Source organism: Micromonospora sp. RB23 (genome assembly GCF_053585025.1).
On record NZ_CM132111.1, the window covers coordinates 4,147,750 to 4,170,445 of the forward strand.

A 22,696-nucleotide genomic window follows, 5' to 3' on the forward strand; every position below is an offset into this window, starting at 1 on the left:
ATGCGCGCGTACCTGCGATTCGAACTGCGCCGACTGGCCCGTGACCCGCGGCTGCTGCTGTTCACCGTCCTCGCGCCAGTGGTCACGTACCTCATCTTCTCGGCGGTTGGTCCGGACGGCGACCGGGTGGAGGGCGTCGACGCGGCGGTGGCCCTCATGGTCGGCCTGGCCGGCTACGGCGCGGTGGCGGGAGTGCTCTCGGTGGGGGCCGCCGTCTCCCAGGAGCGGGCATCGGGCTGGCTGCGCCAGCTCCGCGTCACTCCCCTGCCCGCCTGGCGGGCGGTGACCGCGAAAGCCCTGGTCTGCACGCTCAGCGGGGTGCCGTCCGTGCTCGCCGTCGGCTGCGCCGGACGGATCCAGCACCACGTCGAGCTGGCGGCCGGCCGGTGGGTCGCGCTGCTGCTGCTGATGTGGGTCGGCACGGTGCCGTTCGCGCTGCTCGGGCTCGCCATCGGGTACGGTCTCACCCCGCAGCTCGCCCAGCCGGTCAACTTCCTCGCCTTCCTCGGCCTGTCGGTGCTGGGCGGCCTGCTGGTGCCCGTGGCGTACTTCCCCGCCGTGCTGCGCCACCTGGCACACGCTCTGCCGACGTACCGGTTCGCGGAACTCGGTTGGCGCTCGGCCGCCGGGCTGACGCCCACCCCGTCCGGGGTCGCCGTGCTCGCCGGGTGGACGCTGGCGTTCACGGCCCTGGCGGCGTGGGCGTACCGGCGGTCCACCGTTCGCCGGTGACCCCCGATACGGTGTCCACCATGTCGTCCGGTACGGCTGGTCCCCGCCGGAGGCGGCAAGGGTTCGTGCTGGTCGCCGCGCACACCCTCTGGCTCTGGCTGCTGCTGACGCCGGCCGCCGCGATCGCACACGGGCAGGTGCGTCCCGCCCCGCCGGCGGCGGTGGGGTTGGTCGTCTTCGCGCTGTTCTACCTCGCCCTGGTGGCCGTACCCGTGGCCGACCTGACCGTCCGACCGGCCGTGCACCACGGCGGGCTCGTGGTGTTCGCGCTGCTCGGGATCGGGCTCGCCGCCGCGTACGCCGGCGGACCGGAGGGCTGGCTGGTCCTGTTCCTGTACGTCGCCACGGCCGGCGCGGTCGCCTTCGTACGCCCGACCTGGGGGTTCGGGTGGGTTGGCGGATCGGTCGCCGCCATCGTGGTGATCGGTGCGGCGCATCGGCTACCGGCCGCCGACACCGCCCAGATGGCGCTGATCACCGTGCTCGGGGGCACGCTGACGTTGGCGTTCGCCCGCACGGCCAGACTGGTGGAGGAGCTGCGGCGTACCCAGCGGGAGCTGGCCCGCACGGCGGTGGAGCAGGAACGGCTGCGTTTCGCGCGGGACCTGCACGACCTGCTGGGTCATACGCTGTCACTGGTGGTGGTCAAGGCCGAGGTGGTGCGTCGGCTCGCACCGACCGATCCGCAGCAGGTCGTCGCGGAGGCGACGGACATCGAGCGGATCGGTCGTACCGCGCTCGCCGAGGTGCGCGAGGCGGTCACCGGCTACCGGGAACGCAGCTTCGCCCGGGAACTCGACAACGTCCGTACGATCCTGGCCGACGTGGGGATAGCCGTCAGCGTGCGGGGTGTCGACCGTCCGCTCGGTGTGGAAGCCGACGATGCGTTCGGCTGGGTCCTGCGGGAGGGGGTGACGAACGTGGTGCGGCACAGCCGGGCGTCGCGGTGCGACATCGCGGTCACCGCCGACACCGACGAGGCGGTGCTGACCATCCGCGACGACGGGGTGGGTGGCCGGCCGCGGCATGGCAACGGCCTGCGCGGCCTCACCGAGCGGTTGACACAGGCCGGCGGCACGCTGGACGTCGGCCCGGCGCGCGACGGCGGGCTGCTGCTCACCGCCCGACTCCCCCACGTCCCCTCCGGACGGTGGGCGCCGTGATCCGGCTCCTGCTCGCCGAGGACCAGGGCATGATGCGCGGCGCGCTGGCACTGCTGTTGAACCTCGAACCCGACATCGAGGTCGTGGCCGAGGCCGCGAGCGGGGCGCAGGCCACGCGCGAGGCTCTTCGGGTACGCCCCGACGTGGCGCTGCTGGACATCGAGATGCCCGACGGCAGCGGCCTCGACACGGCCGCCGCGCTGCGCGAGAAGTTGCCGTCCTGCCGGGTGCTGATTCTGACCACCTTCGGTCGCCCCGGCTACCTGCGCAGGGCCATGGAGGCCGGCGCACACGGCTTCCTGGTCAAGGACGGGCCGGTGCAGGAGCTGGCGGTGGCCGTCCGACGGGTGCTGGCGGGTGAACGGGTGATCGACCCGACGCTGGCCGCCGCCGCCCTCGCGGCCGGCCCGAACCCGCTCACCGACCGGGAACGGGACGTGCTCGCCGCCGCCGTGGACGGCGCCACCGTCGCCGACATGGCCGCCGCGCTGCACCTGTCCGAGAGCACCGTACGCAACTATCTGTCCGCGGCCATCGGCAAGACCGCCACCCGCAATCGCATCGAGGCGGCCCGCACCGCCCGCGCCAACGGCTGGCTCTGAGCGCGACCATCTTCAGGACCTGGTGGGCGCGACCTATTCGACGGAGACACCAGGGCCAATAGCTCCTGCTCGGGCTGCGTCTAGCAGGGGATCACCCGACAAACCGGTAGGATGCGTTCATGAGCTCAGAGGCGGTTGGCAGGTTCATGCCCTCTGTCGTCACGCTCGACGACCTCACCGCGATGATGGCCGCTGACGAGAACCACCGGTATGAAATCAGCCCCGAGGGAGTGGTCTCGATCATGCCGCCGCCGGGATATGCCCACGCAATCATCGCGACCCGGCTCATGCTCTGGCTCGCGCAGGGCGGGGTGCCGGCGGAGCGCATTGCCCAAGCCGTCGGGCTGCGCATCCCCGGTCGGGACGGCGGAACCGGCGGGCGCATCCCTGATCTGGTCGTGTGGAGCAAGGCGCAGACAGATGCCGTCTGGCTCCCGGTCGCGGACGTACTCCTCGTGGTGGAGATCGTGTCGCCGGGCTCCGAAGGTATCGACACGGTTACCAAGCGCAACGAGTACGCTGCCGCATGCATCCCGCAGTACTGGGTGGTCGATCAAGACTCGACCCAGACCGTCACGATGCACCACCTTGACGGTGGGCAGTACGTGGCTCGGGCGACCATGCCGCTCGCCTGGGTCGTGAACACCTCGCCGGAGGAGCACGACCTGGGCTGAGCCCGGGCCAGCCTCAGGCGGCCGTGATCGTCTCGCCTCACGCAGCCATAGTCAGCACACGAACCGGTCACGGACGTCGACGCCATTCGGCAGGACGTCCGCCAACCGGATTCGCGCTGCGGCATAGACCACCTCGGTGCCCTTGCCGAAACTGGATGGCATGCGCCACTTCCGCCACACTCGCAACGGCACGGCGGCCTCACGCTTTCGTCGCTTGAGGATCACCTCCGCGTCGATGACGTCAGCGTGCCGGGCTTCGAGGACCTCCACCAGCTCCGCGCCCGCCCGGAGGTGTTCCCGCACCCGAGGCACCCCGCCCACACCGAACTTGAGCAGCCCGCGATGCCGAACGAGATAGAGCAGATAGGGAGTGTCTCTAAGCGCGATGAACGTGCGGTCACCGGCCTCTGGCGGGCAGACCCTGCACCTGCTGCGGTGATCCGTGAGCCGATGCCATGATCCGCAGCGTATGTGCACCCCCCACGTCCCGTGCGATGTGTACTGCTCGCGTCGCCCATACCAGGGCAGGCCATAGACATCACCGCTGACATCGGTCCAGCCGACACGGCTGCGGCGGTCGAGATCGGCAGCGAGCGCGACAGCGGCCTGGAACTCGGCGGCGATTCGTGGCGTAACAACATCGACGGTGGCCAGACCTGCGAACTGGCGGAGCTTGTGCGCCAGTTCGGGCTCATCCGGGAGGCGAGACAGCAGCCCTTGGCCAACGCTGATCGCCAACCCCAACGAGCGCTCGTCGAGGCAGATGTGGCAGCGGGTCCGCCATCTCCCACGACAGATCCGATGGTTGCCGCAGCGCAGACAGCGGTGAACGTCGACGCCGCTTGCGGCCGGAAGAATGTTCAGAGGCTCCATCTGATCCGCGACCTGAGCCGCGCACGGGGGGCAGTGGACGAACCAGGCGATGTCAGGGCCACGGTGACGGGAGTTGGGCCTGCCGCGCACTGCTTCGCCGCAGTTCACGCAGCTCTGCGTCATCGGGGCGGTTCTCATGCCACGTGCCGGTCAATCGGCCGGCTCGATCGTGGCGTCGCTCGTCCCCGTCGCCAGCTGATAGAACCACGCCAGATGCTGTATTAGCTCATGCCGAGCGGCGACATCGGCGAGAACGTCCAGAGGGAACCCGGGGCGGAGAGCAAGCTTGGCCTCGGCGATCTGCACGCCCGTCAACCCGTTCAACCGCTGACGGAACTGTCGCCGAAGCGCGATGTCATCGAAGGGTGGCCGAGTACTCAGGTGCTGGAAGACCACTTCGAACTTTCCGCTCGGGTATACGGTTCCCGGCCAAATGTTGCCCAGTTGATGATCCTTTGCGCGCGCGAGGAGGAAACAGGAGGTCTCACCGCCCGCGCCGTACAGCAGCATCCCGCCCATGCCGACCCATGCTTCGAGCACAGCAACCGTGCCGTGCGCGACCTGCGCGTCCTGAAGATCGGTCAGCTGTTCCAGGAATCGATCATCCAGTGGACTGTTACGGCGAGAGCGCGGCCGGAGGAGTTGATCGGAACCATCATGCTGCGGCATGCCGGCGAGCTGCGCCAGTTCATCGACACCGATCCGCTGAGCCTGGCTCGCCCGACCGTACTTGTCGAACTCGACCCCTTCTGCCCGGAGCAAGGAGTGGGGGTCTTCGGTACGGGCAGGGTCCAGCCAGCGGAAGTTCGGCGCCACGACGCCCTCGGCCTGGAGCACCCGATGTGCGTTCGGTGCGGGATGGTTGGCGAGGCGGCCACCGACAGAGACCGGATGACTTCCGATCAGAGCGGCGAGATCACCGTACGCTGTCCAGGAGCCTGCGGGCAGCGCGGCGAGCGCCTTGTTCATGACATCCCAGGGGACATCGGACCGGTTGCGCGCCTCCTCGGTGGGGCCCGGCCAGTGAGCGATGATCCGTTCGGCAAGGGCATCCGCCCGGGCGAGGATCTCCGGGCGACCCCACCGCTTTTGGTCGGCGATCTCCCGGTTGAGCGAGATTCCGCTCTTGCCGAGTTGGGCGCGCTTGACCAGGAATGAGCTATTGCTCAGCTCTGCGTTGTAACCGGTCAAGGTGAGATTCCCGAGCGTGTGCACCAGTGCCTCGTGCACCTCGGCAAAACTCTCCTCACCCTGCAGATCCTCACCCAGCGCCTGCCGCCACTCGGCCGTGGGGCTTTGCGGCAGCACATGCTCGATGGTCAGCGACGCCGGCGCCACGGGCTCCTTGCTCCCGTACGATTCCTCCAGCCACTGGAGCACCAGCTTGCGCTGCGTCGCCCGGCCGTTGAGGTAGAACGGGATCGAGCGCACGGCCTCTCGCAGGCTGGCATCGGTGGCGAAATACTTACGACCAACGGACAGGTATGCCCGCACCGCCTCGTCCACCGGCAGGTCAGCCCGCATGTCCGTGACGATGCGGAGCAGAATGCGGTTGATGCTGGCGGTGGCTCGGCCGATTAACAGACGGCGAATGAAGTAACTCTCGACGTACAACATCGCCGAGGCGATCTGCTGCGACGTCGCGGTGCCCTGCTTGCGACGATCCAGCAAGTGCAGGAGCAACGGCAGCACCGTCGTCGTGTCCCAGGCGTTGAGACGGGCGAGACGCTGTCGGACCTCCGGCTCGCTCTCCTCCTCGGGATGCAGAATGACCCGCAACAGAGCCCCGAGACGGCAGAAGCGGCGGACCTCGGCCTCGATCTCCGCCTCGGTGTGCAGGCCGTTGAGCCGCGCCTGTTGACCGGTGTAGGTGTCGGTCTGCTTGATGTCGGGATTACTGTGTACGAGGTCAAGCCAGAACAACTGCTCGAGTTCCCCGGAACTCAGGTGCTTCTGCAACGGGAGCCACAAAGAGTCGTAGACGGCTTCGCCACGGCTGGGCAGCCGCATGAACAGGTAGTTGCGCAGCAGGTCGGCTTGCGTGAGCTTGAGGCCCGTGTTGTTCAGGGACTCGAAGATCCGATAGACATTGTCGCCTGCCTGCGCCACGACTGACACCAGCGCCATCCCCGAGATGACAGCGTCCTCGATACGTTCGATGTCCATCGGGTCATCCGGGTCGTCGACGGCTGCGAGCTGCGCTGCGAAGAATCGGTACGCCGCGCCCACCTGATCGCTGCCGCCCGCCTGCGGCGTCGCCTCCAGACACGCCTCATAGGAGGCGCGGTCGGCCTGCGTGGGCACGAGCTTGAGCCGATGGGTCGGCTTGTACTTGTTGATGAGGTATTCCTGGTTGATCCGGTCTCGATGGTCCGGATCTTCATAGGTGGCCCGGTGGTCCCGAATAGCGCACAGCAGGATGGACAACGTCGTAAGACGCTGCTGCCCGTCCACAACCAGGAACTCGGAGACCGAGGGACCGTGGGTGGGACTAGGCGCGAGCACGAGTGAGCCAATGAAGTGCGTGAGGCTCGGGTCGTCGCCGCGTTCCTCGGCCAGCTTGCGAATGTCCTCCCAGAGGCGCCCCAGCTGAGCATTCGTCCATGAGTACGTCCGTTGGTACAGCGGCACCCGATACTGCTTCGCGCCTTCGAGCAACTCCCGCAGCGTCGTTTCGTGTGCCGCAACCATCTGTGCTCCTGTCGGGACATGGACGTGACTCGGCTACCCAAGCAGGTACGCGAAGCTGTGCCGCGTTTTCGTCAGATAGGCGACTCCGCGACGGAAGCCAGCCGCGCCGCTCATCGCTCCCAGCGCGACCCGAACAGCGAGTGACTGTCGCGAAAGGCAGCGGTCAGTGCGGTGGTCGGGCGCTGTCGCGGACGACGAGTTCGGTGGCGAGTTCGATGCGGGGGCTCTCGGTCTTCTCGCCACCGGCGAGCCGCAGTACCGTCCGGGCGGCCAGCATGCCCATCTCCGCGAGGGGTTGACGGACGGTGGTCAGCGGCGGGGAGCACCAGCGGACCTCGGGCAGGTCGTCGAAGCCGATCACGCTGATGTCATCGGGCACCCGCAGACCGCGTTTGCGGACGGCCTCGTAGACGCCGAGGGCCATCTGGTCGCTGGAGGCGAAGATGGCGGTGGGCGGGTCGGGCAGGGCCAACAGTTGCGTGCCCGAGGTGAAGCCGGACTCGTGGTAGAAGTTGCCGGGCCGGATGAGGGCGTCGTCGACGGCGATGCCGGCGGCGCCCAGGGCCGCGCGGTAGCCGTCCATCCGGGCCCGGCTGCACATCAGGTGTGGCGGGCCGGCGATGAAGCCGATGCGGCGGTGACCGAGGCCGATCAGGTACTGGTTGGCGCTGAGGCTGCCCGCCCAGTTGGTCGCGCCGATGGTGGGTGACTCCTGCGGGTCGACGCCGGCGGGGTCGATGATGACGACGGGCAGGTGCAGTCGGCGCAGCTCCGCCTGTAGTGGAGGGTTCACCATCGAGGTCACGAAGATGACGCCCTCGGTGGAGCGGGTACGCATGTTGTCGAGCCACTGCTTGGCCGAGGAGATGCGCCAGTGGATGGCGGAGACGACGGTGCCGACGCCGCTGGCGCGGGCGACGTCCTCCACCCCGCGGATGATCTCCACCGCCCACGGGCTGTCCAGGTCGTTGAAGACCAGGTCGATCAGCGCGGCCTCGGTACGCCGGGCCTGGGTGCGCCGGCGGTAGCCGTGATGGTTGAGCAGGGCCTCGACGCGCTCCCGGGTCTCGGGAGCGACGTCGGTGCGGCCGTTGATGACCCGCGAGACCGTGGGCACGGAGACACCGGCCAGCCGCGCGATCATCGCGATGGTGACGTTTCGGCCGTTGTCGGAGCCCACGGTCCGCTCCTTCGTGTGGCGGGGCGTTTCAGGTCGGTCGGTGATCTGGTGTGGTCACCCCTTGACGCTGCCGGTCAGGCCACCGATCAGTTGACGTTCGGCCACGGCGTAGAAGCCCAGCGCGGGAAGCATGGACAGGACGACGTAGGCGAGCACCCGGGCGGTGTCGTCGGCGTACTGGCCCTGGAACGCCTGGACCCCGACGGGCAGGGTCCACCAGCTCTGATCGCTGAAGACGACCAGCGGGAGCATGAAGTTGTTCCAGCTCGTGACGACGGCCAGGACCGAGACGGTGGCCAACGCGGGACGGGCCATCGGCAGCAGGATCCGCCAGAAGAATCCGAAGGAACCGCAGCCGTCCAGGACGGCGGCCTCCTCCACCTCGCCGGGGACGGTACGGAAGAACTGACGCAGGATGATGATGGTGATCGGCAGCCCGAAGGCGGCCTGGGGCAGGATGACGCCGAGCGGGTTGTCCAGCAGACCGATGGAGCGCAGCAGGACGAACAGCGGCAGGATCGCCACCGCGAACGGGAACATCAGGCCGATCGCGAACAGGGTCACCAGGAACTCGCGGCCCCGGAAGGCGTACCGGGCGAAGACGAACGCGGCCATCGCCGCCGCGGCGACGACGATGAACGTGCTGCTGACGGCGATGAGCAGGCTGTTGCCGAGCTGCCGCCAGAACACCCCGGAGGCGAACAGCTCGGTGTAGTTCGACGGCACCCACGGGTCGGGCAGGCCCAGCGGGTTGGTGGACAGCTGGCCGTTGTCCTTGAAACCACCGATCACACCGAACCAGACCGGTACGACGATGAGGGCGCCGACGCCGATGCAGACGATGTGCAGCACGATGCTGCGGGCCCGCTGGGCGCTACTGGTCGTGGCGGTCATCGCTGGCCTCCCTGGTTGGTGATCGCGCCCGCGGTGTCCCGACGCAGGACGATGCGCTGGTAGAACAGGGCGAAGACGAGGCTCAGCAGGAACATGATGATGCTGATCGCGCTGGCGTAGCCGACCTCGAATCGGCGGAAACCGAACTGGTACATGGTGACGGCCATGGTTTCCGAGGAGTGGATCGGGCCGCCGCCGGTGAGCACCCAGACCATGTCGAACAGCTGGATGGTGCCGATGACCGACAGGAAGATGCTGATCCGGATCGTCGGCCCGAGCAGCGGCAGGGTGACGTGGCGGAACGCCTGCCACGCGGTGGCGCCGTCGGTGACCGCGGCCTCGGACAGCTCCTTCGGGATGCCCTGTCGGGCGGCCAGGAAGAGCATCATGTACAGGCCGAAGTACTTCCAGGACACCACCAGGAAGACCGCGTACAGCACGGTGGACGGGTCGGCGAAGACCGCGCCCGCCTCCGCTCCGAGGAACTTGGAGACCGACTCGCCCAGACCCCGGTTCGGTGAGAACACCAGCGTGAACAGGACCGCCGTGGTGACCTCGGAGAGCACGTACGGGGCGAAGAAGATCAGCCGGTAGACGGCTCGGCCGCGCAGCGGCTGGTTGAGCAGCATCGCCAGGGCCAGCGCGGCGGGTAGCTGCACGGTCAGCGACAGCAGCACCAGCACGAGGCCGCGCCACAGGTCGCCGCGGAAGGTCGGGTCACCGAAGGCGCGGGTGTAGTTGTCCAGCCCGATGAAGTTCTCCGGCAGCCCGAAGCCGTTCCACTTGTAGAGACTGGCGTAGCCGGCCACCAGGATGGGCGTGATGACCAGCAGCAGGAACAGGGTCAGGGCGGGCGTCAGGAAGACGGCGAGGACGCCACCCCGCCCCGGCCGGGGCTGGCGGCCGCGCCGTCGCGCGGTGCCCGGCCCCGGTGCCGGCGGATCTGTCGCCGTGTCGCCGCGTCCTGTGTACGACACGGTCGATGGCCTGGTCATGCCTGCTCCACTCGGTTTCTATCGCCGGCTACGGATGGGTACGGGGCCACGATCAGGCGGTCTTCGCCACCTGCGTGATGTCCTTGAGGATCGCAGCGGGCGCCTTCTTGCCGGCGATGATCTCGGCGACGCTGTCGTTGATCTGCTGCCCGAGCGCGGGCGCGTACGCCTGGTCGAGGTAGAGCTGGAAGCCGGTATTCTTTGCCAGGGTCTCCGCGACGACCTTGTTGTTCGGGTCGCTGATGGCCGAGGTGGCGTCCTTCACCGTGGGCAGGACCGCGCCGGTCTGTGCGGACCGCTTCTGGTTGTCGACGCTGAGCAGGAACTTCAGGAAGTCGATCGTCGCGGGCGGGGCGTCCTTGCCGACGGCGAAGCCGTTGCCACCGCCGAACACCTCGGTGGCGGTGCCCTTTCCGCCGTCCACGGCGGGGAACGGGAAGAAGCCGAGCTTGTCGCCGATGCCCTTCTTGCTGGTCGAGCTGGACGCCTGCACCGCCGGCGCCCACTGGCCCATCAGCTCCATGGCCGCGCCGCCGTTGCCCATGGTGGCGGCCTGCCCGTCCGGGGAGCCGTACTCGGCGCCGAGGAAGCCCTTCTGGAAGGGCTGCAGGTCGACGAGTTCCTTAAGCCGCTCACCCGCGGCGGCCAGGTCGGGGGTGTCGAAGTTCTTGTCGTCGACGGCCTTCTGCAGCGCGCCGACGCCACCGATGCGCATCGCCAGGTACGACCAGTAGAAGTGGGCCGGCCACTTGTCCTTGCCGGCGATGGCGACCGGGGTGATGCCGGCGGTCTTGAGCTTACGGACCGCGTCGAGCAGGGCGGTCCAGGTGGCGGGGGGCTCGGTGATGCCGGCGCGGGTGAAGAGGTCCTTGTTGTACCAGAACCCGACCATGCCGATGTCGAACGGGATGCCGTAGATCTTCCCGTCGATCGTGTACGGCCCCATGGCGGCCGGCAGGATGCCGCCGACCAGGTCCTTCACGTCGTCGGTGAGGTCCTTGACCAGGCCCGCGTCGACCTGCTGCTTGAGCACGCCGCCGCCCCAGGACTGGAAGAGGTCCGGCGGGTCGCCGGCCTGCGTGACGGTGGTGAGCTTGGCCTTGAACGCCTCGTTCTCCAGCGGCTGGATGGTGAACGTGACGTTGCTGTGCGCGGTCTTGTACTCGTTGGCCATCGCAGCCCAGACCGGCAGCATCGGCTCGGTGTTCTGGATGTGCCACCAGTTGATCGTCTGCGCCGCGTTCGGGTCGCTGGACTTGTCATCGCCGCTGCAGGCGCTGAGCAGGTAGGCGCCGGCGCCGGCGCCGGCGATGCCGAGCAGCGATCGGCGGGAGAGGTGCGCTGTCATGATCCATCCCTTCGGGGACTCACGGTTTGCTCGGACGCCGGCCGAGCCGGCAAGGGTTCGAACCTGGATCTCCGGAACTTTCATTGCTTCGTCGGTATTACCGATCGATGGCCGGGACGCTACGAGCAGTTCCCCCAGCGGTCAAGACCCCTGTCCTATCGCGATAAGACCGGCTACCGTACGAGGGGCTTCCAGTGATCTGGTCCCGCAAGTTTCCGGAAGTTTCACAGCCGCACCGCACAGAGGAGCCCCCGTGTCGACCGACACCGCTGACGTGGCGACCGCTGCCTGGTCGATCCGCAACCCCGTCCTCGCCGGGTTCCACCCGGATCCGTCGATCCTGCGCGTCGGCGATGACTTCTACCTGGCCACCTCGACCTTCGAGTGGTATCCCGGGGTACGCGTGCACCACTCGCGCGACCTCGTGAACTGGCGCCCACTGGGTGGGATCATCACCGACCGCCGTCTGCTGGATCTGCGCGGCTGCGGCGACTCGAACGGCGTGTGGGCGCCCGACCTGACGTACCACGACGGGGAGTTTCACCTCGTCTACAGCGACGTGGCCAGCTTCGCCAGCGGCTACTGGGACCCGCAGAACTTCCTGATCACCGCGCCCGACATCGCCGGGCCCTGGTCCGACCCGGTGAAGCTGCACGGGCGCGGCTTCGACGCCGCCCTGTTCCACGACGACGACGGCACCAGTTGGCTGCTGAGCATGAGCGCGGACTGGCGTCCGGGCCGGGACCGCTTCGGCGGCATCGAAATTCAGCAGTACGACCGGGCGGCCCGTCGTCTCGTCGGTCGGCCCCGCATCCTGTTCACGGGTACGCCGGTCGGGGTGACCGAGGGACCGCACCTGTACCGCCACGACGGCTGGTACTGGCTGATCACCGCCGAGGGCGGCACGAGCTGGGAACACCAGGTCACCGTGGCACGCTCGCGGGAGCTGTTCGGCCCGTACGAGGTGGACCCGGACGGGCCGCTGCTCACCTCGGTGGGCCGACCCGACCTGCGCCTGCAGAAGGCGGGGCACGGCAGCCTGGTCCAGACCCCCGACGGCGGGTGGTACCTGGCCCACCTGGTCGGTCGCCCCTACTCGCCCCTGGGCAACTGCGTGCTCGGGCGCGAGACCGCCATCCAGCGGGTCGAGTGGCCGGACGGCGGTTGGCCCCGCATCCCCGGCGGGGTGCCGGCCGAGGAGGTCGTCGCCCCGGACCTGTCGCCGCACCCGTGGCCCGAGGAGCCCGCCACCGACGACTTCGACGCCGCCGAACTGGCATCCTGCTGGTCGACGCTGCGCCGGCCGGCCAGCGCGGACTGGATCGACCTGCGCTCCCGGCCCTCGCACCTGCGCGTCCACGGTGGACAGTCACCGGTGGGCCGGCAGGCGCCGAGCCTCGTCGCGCGACGGGTCGGGGCGACCCACTGCTCGCTGGAGACCGTTGTCGAGTTCGATCCGATCGACCACCGGCAGCTCGCCGGGATCACCGCGTACTACAACACCCTGAACTGGCATCACCTCTACCTGACCCGCGCCGACGACGGTCGGACGGTGTTGGAGCTGCTCAGCTCCGACAACGGCCGGCGCACCCCGTACCCCGAGCTGACCGTCGACGCCAGCGGTGTCAGCCGGGTCGGTCTGCGGGCGGTGTTCGACGGGCCCGTGGTGCGCTTCGACTACGACCTCGGCGCCGGCTGGCAGCGCCTGCCCGTCGATCTGGACGCGACCATCCTGTCCGACGAGCACGCCGCGCTGATCATCGACGGGGAGCCCGCAGCGTGGGGCTTCACCGGGGCCTTTGTCGGACTGTGGGTGCAGGATCTCGGTGGCGACGGGGTGTACGCCGACTTCGACCACGCCACCTACCGGGAACACTGAGCACGCGGAGGCCTCACGGCCGCCGGGCCACCGCGCGCAACTCGCCGAGGGTGGTGCGGAAACCGTGACCCGACGCCGTCGCGTCCTCGGCGCGCAGGCCGGTGACGGCCATCGCCTGCGAGCGGGTGGACGCGACGGCGTCGTCGCCGGCTCCGGTCACGTCGAAGACGCCGAAGTCGCCGCTGAGCGTCCGGTACGTCGGCGTCGCGGCCGCCGCGTCCCGGGACAGGTAGAGGACCACGTTCTGACCCACGTCCAGGGTCGACATGTGGGCCGTGTCCGCCACACCGGCGTCGAGGCTGGCGAGTGCGATCGACGCTCCGGGGCGTACCCCGGAATCGGTCCTGGCCCGCAGCACCTCGTCGACCCGGAGGCCCGCGGTCGCGACCTGGCCGCGGACGACCAGGTCCGCGGCCTCGGTGAGCTGCTGCACCGTGCCGTACCCGCGCAGCTTTCCCCGCGGCGGCGCGGGCGGCGTGGTCGCCGCCGCCGCGCCGCTGGTGGCGGGCGCGGCGGCCGGCCCGGCGTGGTCGGCGCTACCGCAGGCCGACAGCGCCGCCACGGCGAGCACGGCGGTCGCGGCGGCCCACCAGGGCAGGGTACGGCGGAGATCGACTGCCATGGGACGCTCCTCGCGGGTCGGTGGCGCTGCTGACGCGCACTGGTCTGTGCGCTCCAGGCACCGGGCCCGCGCGCGGGCTGACGATAGCGACCGGCGAGCACGGCCGCGCAACGGCCGGATGAACAAATGATCTTCATCTCCGGGGTGTCGCGTCGCGGGGCACGACCCGGCCGGAACGGTCACCCCGGCGCGCCCGTCAACGCGTCCAGCCGACGGAGCGCCCGCCGGGTCGCGTCCTGGTCGGCGGCCAGCAGCGGCAGTCGCACCGACGGGGTCGGGACGCGTCCCCGCGCGTGCAGCACCGCTTTGATGACGGTCGGGTTGGGACCGGCGAACAGCGCGGCAGACAGGCTCGCGAGTCGATGACCGAGCGACCGCGCACGGACGACGTCGCCCGCTTGCCAGTGGGTGACCAACCGGACGAACTCCGCCGTCGCGACCTGGGCCGAGGCCGTGATGGCACCGTGCGCGCCGAGGGCCAGCAGCGGCGACAGGAACGGATCGTCACCACCGAGTACGGCGAAGCCGGGCGGAATGTCGGCGAGGAGGTCGATCGTGTCCGCGTCGATCCCACCCGTGGCGTGCTTGACGCCGACGACGCCGGGCACCTCGGCGAGCCGGCGGAGATCGTCGGCGTCGAGGTGCTGCCCGGTCCGGTGAGGGACGTGGTAGACGACCAGCGGCACCGGGCTGGCCTGGGCGAGGTGGACGAAATGGGCATGCACTCCCGCGGCCCCCGGACGGAGGAACGGGGGCACCAGGCTCAGGGCCGCCGTCACCTCGGGCCGCTCCCCCAGCGCGCGTAACGCCGCGACGCTGTTGGCGCCGACGAGCAGGCGCGCGCCGCGTGCACGGCACACCGCCGCCAGGACGTCGAGGACCACGCTCTGCTCCTCGTCGCTGAGGGCGGCCGGCTCGCCCGTCGTTCCCAACGCGACCACACCGGCCGCGCCGTCGTCCAGGGCGTCGACGGCCAGGGCGGTCAGCGCGTCGGTGGCGACGGCGCCGGACGCGTCGAACGGGGTGATCATGGGCACGTACAGGCCGGTCAGAGTCATGCCTTCACTCTCGATCGACCGAACCGCGTAGGTCCAGTTCCGATTGCTCACGCAATACATAAGCTGAGCTGATGCTTGACGTCCGCCGTCTCGTTCTGCTGCGGGACCTGGCCCGCCTCGGCACCATCGCCTCGGTCGCCGAGGCCCACGCCTACACGCCGTCCGCCGTCTCGCAGCAACTGGCCGCCCTGCAACGGGAGGCCGGCACCCGGCTGCTGGAGCGCACCGGCCGCCGGGTCACCCTCACGGCGACAGCGACCGCGCTGGTACGGCACGCCGAGGTCATCCTGGCCACGCTGGAAGCCGCCGACGCGACCCTCGCCGCGGCTCGGACGGGACTACGCGGGAGCGTCCGCATCGGCGCCTATCCCAGCGCCGTCCGTACCCTGCTCCCGGCGGCGCTGGTGACCCTGGCCCGCGACCATCCCGCGCTCGACCTGATGATCACCGAGTTGGATCCCGTCGACATGCCGGCCGCCCTGCGGAGCCGGCAACTCGACGTCGCGCTGCTGCACGACTACGACATCGCGCCGGTCGCGCCCGACCCGGCGCTGGACTCGATCGCGCTGCTGGAGGAGACCGTCCACCTCGCCGTACCCCCCGGGGTTGTCTGGGACGGCGACGCCGATCCGGTCGGCGCAGCGCGCGACGCGCAGTGGATCGTCGGCACTCCCGGGACGCTCTGTCACGCGGTGGCCCTGCACGTCTGCCAGGTGGCGGGCTTCGCTCCTGCGGTACGGCACCACGTCGACGACTTCATCGCCACACTCGCGCTGGTCGCCGCGGGCGAGGGCGTCGCCCTCGTCCCCCAGCTCGCCATCCCGCGGCCCTGCCCGGAGGTTCGACTTCTTCCGCTGGCCATCCGCCGTCGTACGCGGGTCGCCTACCGCAGGGGCGCGGGCGACCACCCCGCCGTGCTCGCGTGCGTCTCCGCACTGCGAGGTGCCGCCACCGCAATGCCCGGTTGAGCCCGATTGACAGGTGATCGACATACTGCTATCTGTTAATACAGTTTCCTGATACTCGGGTGCCCGCCGGGGCCCAACGTCGCGCCGGGCACCCACCGGCCGGCGGCTTGCCGCCCCTTCCCCGAGGAACACCATGGTGCGCAAGAGAACAGCCGCCTACGCCGTGGGCACCCTGCTGATCGGCGTCGCGGCGGTCGGCTACGGCCTGCCGTCGGCCAGCGCCGCGACCGCCGGCCCGATCAAGGGCCTGGCCGGCAAGTGCGTCGACGTGGCCGGCGCCAGCTCGGCCAACGGCACAGCGGTGCAGCTCTACGACTGCAACGGCTCGGCGGCCCAGACGTGGACGGTGGGCAACAGCGACAGCTCCATCCGCGCGCTCGGCAAGTGCCTCGACGTCACCGCCGCGTCCACCACCAACGGCGCCAAGATCCAGCTGTACGACTGCAACAACACCGGCGCCCAGAAGTGGACCGCCGGCAGCGGCGGCGCCCTCGTCAACACCGCCTCGGGCAAGTGCCTCGACGTGACCGACCGCAGCACCGCGAACGGCGCCCGACTGCAGATCTGGACCTGCGGCGGCACCACCAACCAACAGTGGACCCTGCCGGGCGGCAGCACCCCCACCCCCACGCCGACCGCCAGCGGCTCCACCGGCACCAACCTGGACGATCCGGCGAAGAAGGACGTCGCCATGCAGCTCGTCTCGGCGGCCGAGAACTCCTCGCTCGACTGGCGTGCCCAGTTCTCCTACATCGAGGACATTGGCGACGGTCGCGGCTACACCGCCGGCATCATCGGCTTCTGCTCCGGCACCGGCGACATGCTCGAACTCGTCCAGGCGTACACGAACACCAAGCCCGGCAACGTGCTCGCCGGCTACCTGCCGGCGCTGCGCGCCGTCAACGGCACCGCCTCGCACGCGGGCCTCGACCCGAACTTCACCCGCGACTGGCGCACCGCCGCCAACGACTCGGTGTTCCGGGCCGCGCAGGAGGCCGAGCGGGACCGGGTCTACTTCAACCCGTCGGTCCGCGACGGCAAGAACGACGGGGTACGGGCACTCGGCCAGTTCGCCTACTACGACGCGGCGGTCATGCACGGGTACGAGGGCATGCGTCAGATCCGCAGCCGCGCCCTCACCCGGGCCAAGCCCCCGGCGCAGGGTGGCGACGAGCGGACCTGGCTCAACGCGTTCCTCGACGAGCGGGTCATCGAGATGAACAAGGAGGAGGCCCACTCGGACACCTCCCGCGTCGACACGGCTCAGCGGGTCTTCCTCAACAACGGCAACTTCAACCTGAACACGCCGCTGGCCTTCGCCGTCTACGGCGAGCAGTTCCGCATCGGCTGATCGCCAGGTGACGCCTCGCGCCGCCACCCACGCCTCGGAAGGGCACGGGTGGCGGCGCGATCACGATCGGGTTCGTCCCCACGCGCAGCGCTAAGGTTCCTGGGTGGTGGTCAACACGGTGGAGAAGTTCGGCGCGGACGATTTCCTTGAGCGCTCGTGGGATCTGCCCGCAGAGGTCGGCGAATCGCTCCGCTCCCTCGTCCAGATGACGCCCGACGGGTGGATCGTGGATGCGTGGCCTATGACGCCACAGCTCGCCACCATCGTGCAACAGTGGATTGACGAGCCCATCGATGTGGGCTCAGGCACCTGGTTCGTCAGCTCCGCGCGGCATTGACGCGATGCTGGCAGCACGCCGCCAGCGACTATTCGATACTCCAGCGAGCCCGCCCGTCTCGCCGACCGCCGAGGATCGCACCGCCCACACATCCAATCGATCATGACTACTGAAGTTGTCGTACACCTGTTCTAACATCAAGGCGTGGTCGAGGAGCTGACGCAGGCAGACGAGGCAGTCGCCGCATGTCTGGACGCGTCCGCCTGGAGCCTCACCGAGCACGAACTTGTCGCTGCGCTCGACGCCGCGCACCGCCTCGCGCAACGTCTCGCCGCGCTCGAGTTGACCCTCGTGCGCGAGCTGGACGGTCGCGGCACGGCCCGCGCCCAGGGCGCGTGCAGCACCACCGTGTGGCTCCGCGAACGTCTGCGCCTCACGATTCCTGCCGCGCGGCGCCTCGTCGACCTTGCCGCCGCCCTCGACGACGGCCGCAATGACGGGGCACAGCAGGCCTTGGCCGAAGGTGCCATCACCGCCGAGCAGGCCCGCGTCATCGCCGACACCGTGACCACTGTGCACTCCGCCGCCGGTGCCGCGGTCGCCGACAAAGCCGCTGGCGTCCTCGTCGAATGGGCCGGACAGTTCGACCCCACCCTGCTGCGGAGGATGAGCACCCGCATCCTCGACCACGTCGCACCGGACGTCGCCGACGCCGCCGCAAAGGCCGCGCTGGACGCCGACGCCCGCCGCGCGGACCGCGACCGGCACCTCACCGTGTCCGAGCAGACCGACGGGCGGCTGCGCCTCGCCGGCACCCTCGACGCCGAGACCGCCGGCCTGCTCCGCGCCGCCATCGACCCGCTCAGCGGCCCCACCGGCCCGGACGACACCCGTACGCCGGGCCAACGCCGCCACGACGCCCTCGCCGACGTCTGCCGACTCGCTCTCCGCACCGGTGAGCTACCCGAACGCGGCGGCGAGCCCGCCCAGATCGTCGTCACCAGCGACTACGACACTCTCAGCCAGCAGCTCGGCGCCGGCACGCTCGACACCGGACTCACCCTGACCCCGCAGACGGTGCGTCGGCTCGCCTGCGACGCCGCCATCCTCCCCACTGTGCTCGGCGGCAACGGCCAGCCACTCGACGTCGGCCGGCAGCGCCGCCTCGTGACCGGTGCCCTGCGCCGCGCCCTCGTGCTGCGTGACCGTGGCTGTGCCTTTCCGGGCTGCGACCGTCCGCCCCGCTGGTGCGACGCCCACCACATCCGTCACTGGGTCGACGGCGGGTCCACGAGCATCACCAACGCCGTCCTGCTCTGCGGTCACCACCATCGCCACGTCCATAAAGGAGAGTGGACGATCCAGCTCGACAGCGACGGCCGACCGATCTTCGTCCCGCCAGCCTGGCTGGACCCCAACCAGATCCCCCGCCGTAACCACTACCACCGACGCAACTAGCTCAAGGTCTGCGGGGCAATGCTTGAACCTGTGGATGGGCGTGGGAAGGGCGCGCCTTCCCACGGAGTGCGAGTGAAGGAATCAACCAGGCCGCGCCAACGCGGGTCGGGAGGTACGCCCATGCTCACCGTAGTCACCCAGTGCCTCGCCGCCAGCGGACCCGGACGTGGTGCCTCGTCGTGCGCAACGGCCACGCGCAGCCGTGGCAGGTGCTCACCTTGGCCGGCGCGGTGGCGGTGACCGCGCCGTGGCCACCCCGCCACCAAGGCCCACGCCGCCGCCTATCCAAGATCATTGGATCACATGTTGGCACCGCGAAGGAGGCATACGTGGGCGATCCGGTGAAGGATGCCTCGCTCGAAGGTTCCATTCCACAGGCCTGGCGGCCGACGCTCAAGGCGGTCGTGGACTCGCTGGTGCGACGAGACGCCGCCATCGGCGCAGGTCTGCCGCCAGTAGACCCAGTTCCTAGCGAACTCTCGCAAAAATGCCTCCAGGCGGTTGACAACTACGGCGCCGTCACGCTGATCACCCCACCAGACGAATGCTGGAACACATCAGTTGCATTGTGGCTTGGCGATCACTGGCGCTGCCTGGTAGACCTCTGGACCGAAGAAGAAGGCAGAAGCGACCTGGTCCTCGATGTCGACGTCTTCGAGCACGGACCTGGATACCGCTACCGCGTAAACCTCGTCTACGTCCCCTGAACGAACGATCCACACGTCCCGACAATCGGTCAAGGTCTGTCCTGCCGATAATGGTTGGTCGTCGGCTCGTCGACCTGTGAAGCTGTTGCGTGTGACCGATGGTTCCGAGCGCAGACCGACGCCGGTGGCCGTGGTGCGCGACGGGAAGCTTCGCGCGGCGGGGCTACGTCTTGGCGACGCCATCGTTTACGACTGGGGATTTGACCTCGACAATCGGCCGTATGAGCAGCGCAGCTTCGTGTTGCTCGATGATGGGTTCCAGATCAATCAGCCGATCATATTTCCGGTGGAGCAGCAGGGCTGGTGGTACTGCGACCTGGTACGAGTCACTGACCATGGGAGCATGGTCGCGGTTGACGACCTGTGGATCGACGTGATCGTGGGACCCGGCGACCATCCCTACCAGGTCTTGGATCTCGACGAATACGCCGTAGCCGTGCAGGACGGCGCGCTCAGCGTGAGTGAGGCGACCGAGGGACTCATACGTACGCAGCGCTTCCTCGATCGACGTCTCAACCGGCGGCACGATCCGCGACGCTCCTGGCCGGACTTTCCACCCGCCAGTATCACCGACCTGCTGCACGCCGAATTTCCTCGAGAGTGGTCCCTCATCGATGCCGGATGAGTGTCAGTGCCGCTCAGCTTGTGCCGGATGACAGCAGCGCCGAGGACCAGGGGCCGGGTAGAGGAACGTGCGTCAGGCCCTGGGGCAGGTTGGCCGATCGTGTGACGTGCGGCGCCAGACCTGGCGGGGTGCGAACCCTTCACGTCGCAGCCAGTGCTCGGTATAGACAATCCGCTCGGGCTCAACGACCACAAGGGTGTCCTTGGGCGGCTCCGACAGCAACCGTCCCCGCTCGGCGTGCTCGTTCTCCCATCGGAACGCCTCCCAGTAGTGCCCGCGGTCCGGATGCCCCGGGTCGAGCACCCGGGCAGTTCCGAACACCTGAGCCCCTCGACTGCTGGCCAGCCCGACCAGTGGCGCGAAGATCCCGACGGACACTCGCGGATCGTCGGCGATGTTGCGCATCTTCGGCGAACGCGGCGCGGCCGTGAACAGCACCGTGAAGCCGAGCGGGTAGTACCGCACCGGGGTGGCCAGCGGCCCGTCCGGGCCTGTGGTCGCGAGCACGCACATGTTGCGACGACAGCAGGTTGAGAATGCGTTCTTCGAGCCGTTCACGATCGAGCCGCCCGGCCGGCGTAGGCCCGGCCAGCCATGGATTCGTCAACGGCATACGGAACCTTATCGCGTGGCTTGACCTCAAGTACGGGTGAGGTCCTAGCCTCCGACATCGGAGGTACGCATGAGCATGGAAGTTACCGCGTGGACGTCCCTGCGCCACGCGATGAACCAGCGGGACGAGCGACCGCTGACCCGCGCCACCCTGAAGCGGATCGGGCGGTTCGCCCGGCCACACCGCGCACTGATCGTCAGGTTCCTGCTGTTGAGCGTCGTGACGGCCGTGCTCACGGTGGCGTCGCCGATTCTCGCCGGTCGGGTGGTCGACGCGATCGTGGACGGTGCGGACGGCGGCGTCGTGGTCCGGTTGGCCGTCCTGATCGCCGTGATCGCCCTCGCCGAGGCCGGCCTGGGTCTGGTGACGCGTTATCTCTCGGCCAGCATCGGCGAGGGGTTGATCGTCCAACTGCGGACGGCTGTCTTCGACCACGTGCAACGTATGCCGGTGGCGTTCTTCACGAGGACCCGAACGGGCGCGCTGGTCAGCCGCTTGAACAACGACGTGATCGGCGCCCAGCGGGCCTTCAGCGACACCCTGTCCAGTGTGGTCGGCAACGCGGTCACGCTGATGCTGACGTTGGCCGTGATGCTCAGCTTCTCGTGGCAGATCACGCTGTTGGCGCTCGTCCTGCTGCCGATCTTCGTGCTGCCGGCCCGCCGCATGGGTTCACGGCTCGCCCGTCTACAGCGGGAGGCGGCCGAGCACAACGCGGCCATGAGCACACGCATGACGGAACGGTTCTCGGCGCCGGGCGCGACCCTGGTCAAGCTGTACGGGCGGCCGGCCGAGGAGTCCGCCGAGTTCGCGGCCCGGGCACGACGGGTACGGGACATCGGCGTCCGTACCGCGATGTTGCAGTGGGTCTTCATCACCGCGCTCACCGTGGTCGGCTCGTTGGCGCTCGCCCTGGTCTACGGACTGGGCGGCCTGTACGCCCTGCGGGGCAGCCTCGACGCCGGGACGGTGGTCGCCCTCGCGCTGCTCCTGTCGCGCCTCTACGCGCCGTTGACATCGCTGGCCAGCGCCCGGGTCGAGGTGATGAGCGCGCTGGTGAGCTTCGAACGGGTCTTCGAGATCCTCGACCTGAAACCGCTGATCCTCGACAAGCCCGATGCCTGCCGCCTCCCCGACGGACCGGTCGCGGTCGAGTTCGACGGGGTACGGTTCGGCTACCCGTCGGCCGACCGGGTGTCCCTCGCGTCCCTCGAGGACGTGGTGAAGCTCGACACGCGCGGCGGCGAGGACGTGCTGCACGGGGTGTCGTTCCGTGCCGAGGCGGGTCAGATGATCGCCCTGGTGGGCTCGTCCGGGGCAGGCAAGTCGACGATCGCGCAGTTGCTGCCCCGCCTGTACGACGTCGACGACGGGACCGTGAAGCTCGGCGACGTCGACGTCCGCGACCTGTCCGCGGAGTCGATCCGGACGGCGCTCGGCGTGGTGACCCAGGACGGGCACCTCTTCCACGAGAGCATCCGCGCCAACCTGGCGTTCGCCCGGCCCGACGCCACCGAGGACGAGATGTGGGACGTGCTCCGGCGGGCCCGGCTCGACGACCTGATCCGTGCGCTTCCCGACGGCCTCGACACCATCGTCGGCGAACGCGGGTACCGCCTGTCCGGCGGCGAGCGGCAACGGCTGACCATCGCGCGACTGTTGCTGGCCCGGCCGCGCGTGGTCATCCTCGACGAGGCCACCGCGCACCTCGACTCCACCTCGGAGGCGGCGGTCCAGGACGCTCTCGCCGAGGCCCTGACCGGCCGCACGAGCGTGGTCATCGCGCACCGGCTCTCCACCATCCGGGCGGCCGACCAGATCCTCGTGGTGGAGGACGGCAGGATCGTCGAACGCGGACGACACGGCGACCTGCTCGCGGCCGGTGGTCGCTACCACGAGCTGTACCGCACGCAGTTCGCGCAGGACCAACCGACGGTCCAGGAACAACGCGTGCCGATCTAGGACACCACGCCGCCCGCCTCGGGT

General features: G+C 69.3%; 20 protein-coding genes and 1 pseudogene. 12 read left to right on the forward strand and 9 right to left on the reverse strand.

Annotation, left to right across the window (positions count from 1 at the left end; all coding sequences use genetic code 11):
- The 4 genes from ACTFTM_RS19150 (at position 1) to ACTFTM_RS19165 (ending at position 3,171) form a co-directional block, all read left to right on the forward strand.
- The gene (locus tag ACTFTM_RS19150) at positions 1-732 is read left to right on the forward strand and encodes an ABC transporter permease (RefSeq protein WP_449561844.1); all 732 of its coding nucleotides are present in this window, start codon (positions 1-3) and stop codon (positions 730-732) included.
- The gene (locus ACTFTM_RS19155) at positions 729-1,895 is read left to right on the forward strand and encodes a sensor histidine kinase (protein ID WP_449561845.1); all 1,167 of its coding nucleotides are present in this window, start codon (positions 729-731) and stop codon (positions 1,893-1,895) included. Before ACTFTM_RS19150 ends, ACTFTM_RS19155 begins: the two co-directional genes overlap by 4 nt.
- Complete coding sequence (locus ACTFTM_RS19160) at positions 1,892-2,497, forward strand: response regulator (protein WP_449566673.1); 606 nt, start codon at positions 1,892-1,894, stop codon at positions 2,495-2,497. The genes ACTFTM_RS19155 and ACTFTM_RS19160 overlap by 4 nt, the downstream gene beginning before the upstream one ends.
- Positions 2,498-2,616: 119 nt before the next feature.
- Positions 2,617-3,171 carry a Uma2 family endonuclease gene (locus ACTFTM_RS19165; protein ID WP_449561846.1) on the forward strand — a complete coding sequence of 185 codons (555 nt, stop codon included), beginning with the start codon at positions 2,617-2,619 and terminating at the stop codon, positions 3,169-3,171.
- Between the two features lie 51 nt (positions 3,172-3,222).
- Here the strand turns inward: ACTFTM_RS19165 and ACTFTM_RS19170 are convergent, their stop codons facing one another.
- The 6 genes from ACTFTM_RS19170 to ACTFTM_RS19195 all read right to left on the reverse strand — a co-directional run bounded on the left by ACTFTM_RS19170 (position 3,223) and on the right by ACTFTM_RS19195 (position 11,152).
- The gene (locus ACTFTM_RS19170; RefSeq protein ID WP_449561847.1) at positions 3,223-4,044 is read right to left on the reverse strand and encodes a hypothetical protein; all 822 of its coding nucleotides are present in this window, start codon (positions 4,042-4,044) and stop codon (positions 3,223-3,225) included.
- A 150-nt stretch (positions 4,045-4,194) separates the two neighbouring features.
- The gene (locus tag ACTFTM_RS19175) at positions 4,195-6,735 is read right to left on the reverse strand and encodes a GmrSD restriction endonuclease domain-containing protein (RefSeq protein WP_449561848.1); all 2,541 of its coding nucleotides are present in this window, start codon (positions 6,733-6,735) and stop codon (positions 4,195-4,197) included.
- A 163-nt stretch (positions 6,736-6,898) separates the two neighbouring features.
- Positions 6,899-7,879: a LacI family DNA-binding transcriptional regulator gene (locus tag ACTFTM_RS19180; protein ID WP_449566674.1), complete on the reverse strand. Its 981-nt coding sequence runs from the start codon at positions 7,877-7,879 to the stop codon at positions 6,899-6,901.
- Between the two features lie 90 nt (positions 7,880-7,969).
- Positions 7,970-8,809, reverse strand: coding sequence for a carbohydrate ABC transporter permease (locus ACTFTM_RS19185; protein WP_449561849.1), 840 nt, complete (start codon positions 8,807-8,809; stop codon positions 7,970-7,972).
- Positions 8,806-9,804 carry a carbohydrate ABC transporter permease gene (locus tag ACTFTM_RS19190; RefSeq protein ID WP_449561850.1) on the reverse strand — a complete coding sequence of 333 codons (999 nt, stop codon included), beginning with the start codon at positions 9,802-9,804 and terminating at the stop codon, positions 8,806-8,808. The genes ACTFTM_RS19185 and ACTFTM_RS19190 overlap by 4 nt, the downstream gene beginning before the upstream one ends.
- Before the next feature lie 52 nt (positions 9,805-9,856).
- Positions 9,857-11,152: an extracellular solute-binding protein gene (locus tag ACTFTM_RS19195; protein WP_449561851.1), complete on the reverse strand. Its 1,296-nt coding sequence runs from the start codon at positions 11,150-11,152 to the stop codon at positions 9,857-9,859.
- A gap of 253 nt (positions 11,153-11,405) precedes the next feature.
- On the opposite strand from ACTFTM_RS19195, the gene ACTFTM_RS19200 reads away from it, so the two are divergent.
- A complete protein-coding gene (locus ACTFTM_RS19200) occupies positions 11,406-13,031 on the forward strand; it encodes a glycoside hydrolase family 43 protein (protein WP_449561852.1) in 1,626 nt (541 codons plus the stop codon).
- A gap of 13 nt (positions 13,032-13,044) precedes the next feature.
- Here the strand turns inward: ACTFTM_RS19200 and ACTFTM_RS19205 are convergent, their stop codons facing one another.
- Together ACTFTM_RS19205 and ACTFTM_RS19210 are read right to left on the reverse strand one after the other, a co-directional pair.
- Positions 13,045-13,653, reverse strand: a complete 609-nt coding sequence (locus tag ACTFTM_RS19205) for a hypothetical protein (protein ID WP_449561853.1) — start codon at positions 13,651-13,653, stop codon at positions 13,045-13,047.
- A 179-nt stretch (positions 13,654-13,832) separates the two neighbouring features.
- Positions 13,833-14,711, reverse strand: coding sequence for a dihydrodipicolinate synthase family protein (locus ACTFTM_RS19210; RefSeq protein WP_449561854.1), 879 nt, complete (start codon positions 14,709-14,711; stop codon positions 13,833-13,835).
- A 71-nt stretch (positions 14,712-14,782) separates the two neighbouring features.
- Here ACTFTM_RS19210 and ACTFTM_RS19215 point away from each other — a divergent pair, with 71 nt between their 5' ends.
- The 6 genes from ACTFTM_RS19215 (at position 14,783) to ACTFTM_RS19240 (ending at position 20,097) form a co-directional block, all read left to right on the forward strand.
- Entirely contained in the window at positions 14,783-15,679 is an 897-nt protein-coding gene (locus ACTFTM_RS19215) for a LysR family transcriptional regulator (RefSeq protein WP_449561855.1), read from the forward strand.
- A gap of 133 nt (positions 15,680-15,812) precedes the next feature.
- Positions 15,813-17,030 carry a chitosanase gene (locus ACTFTM_RS19220; protein ID WP_449561856.1) on the forward strand — a complete coding sequence of 406 codons (1,218 nt, stop codon included), beginning with the start codon at positions 15,813-15,815 and terminating at the stop codon, positions 17,028-17,030.
- 103 nt (positions 17,031-17,133) lie between these two features.
- Positions 17,134-17,367: a hypothetical protein gene (locus tag ACTFTM_RS19225; RefSeq protein ID WP_449561857.1), complete on the forward strand. Its 234-nt coding sequence runs from the start codon at positions 17,134-17,136 to the stop codon at positions 17,365-17,367.
- A 144-nt stretch (positions 17,368-17,511) separates the two neighbouring features.
- Entirely contained in the window at positions 17,512-18,765 is a 1,254-nt protein-coding gene (locus ACTFTM_RS19230; RefSeq protein WP_449561858.1) for a DUF222 domain-containing protein, read from the forward strand.
- A gap of 329 nt (positions 18,766-19,094) precedes the next feature.
- On the forward strand, positions 19,095-19,472 hold the full coding sequence (locus ACTFTM_RS19235; protein ID WP_449561859.1) for a DUF7668 domain-containing protein: 378 nt from the start codon (positions 19,095-19,097) through the stop codon (positions 19,470-19,472).
- Positions 19,473-19,563: 91 nt separating this feature from the next.
- Complete coding sequence (locus ACTFTM_RS19240; RefSeq protein WP_449561860.1) at positions 19,564-20,097, forward strand: hypothetical protein; 534 nt, start codon at positions 19,564-19,566, stop codon at positions 20,095-20,097.
- A 72-nt stretch (positions 20,098-20,169) separates the two neighbouring features.
- Here ACTFTM_RS19240 and ACTFTM_RS19245 read toward each other — a convergent pair.
- Positions 20,170-20,710, reverse strand: a pseudogene (locus ACTFTM_RS19245) (pyridoxamine 5'-phosphate oxidase family protein).
- 69 nt (positions 20,711-20,779) lie between these two features.
- Between ACTFTM_RS19245 and ACTFTM_RS19250 the strand changes: the two are divergent.
- Entirely contained in the window at positions 20,780-22,672 is a 1,893-nt protein-coding gene (locus ACTFTM_RS19250) for an ABC transporter ATP-binding protein (protein WP_449561861.1), read from the forward strand.
- Positions 22,673-22,696 lie beyond the last annotated feature (24 nt).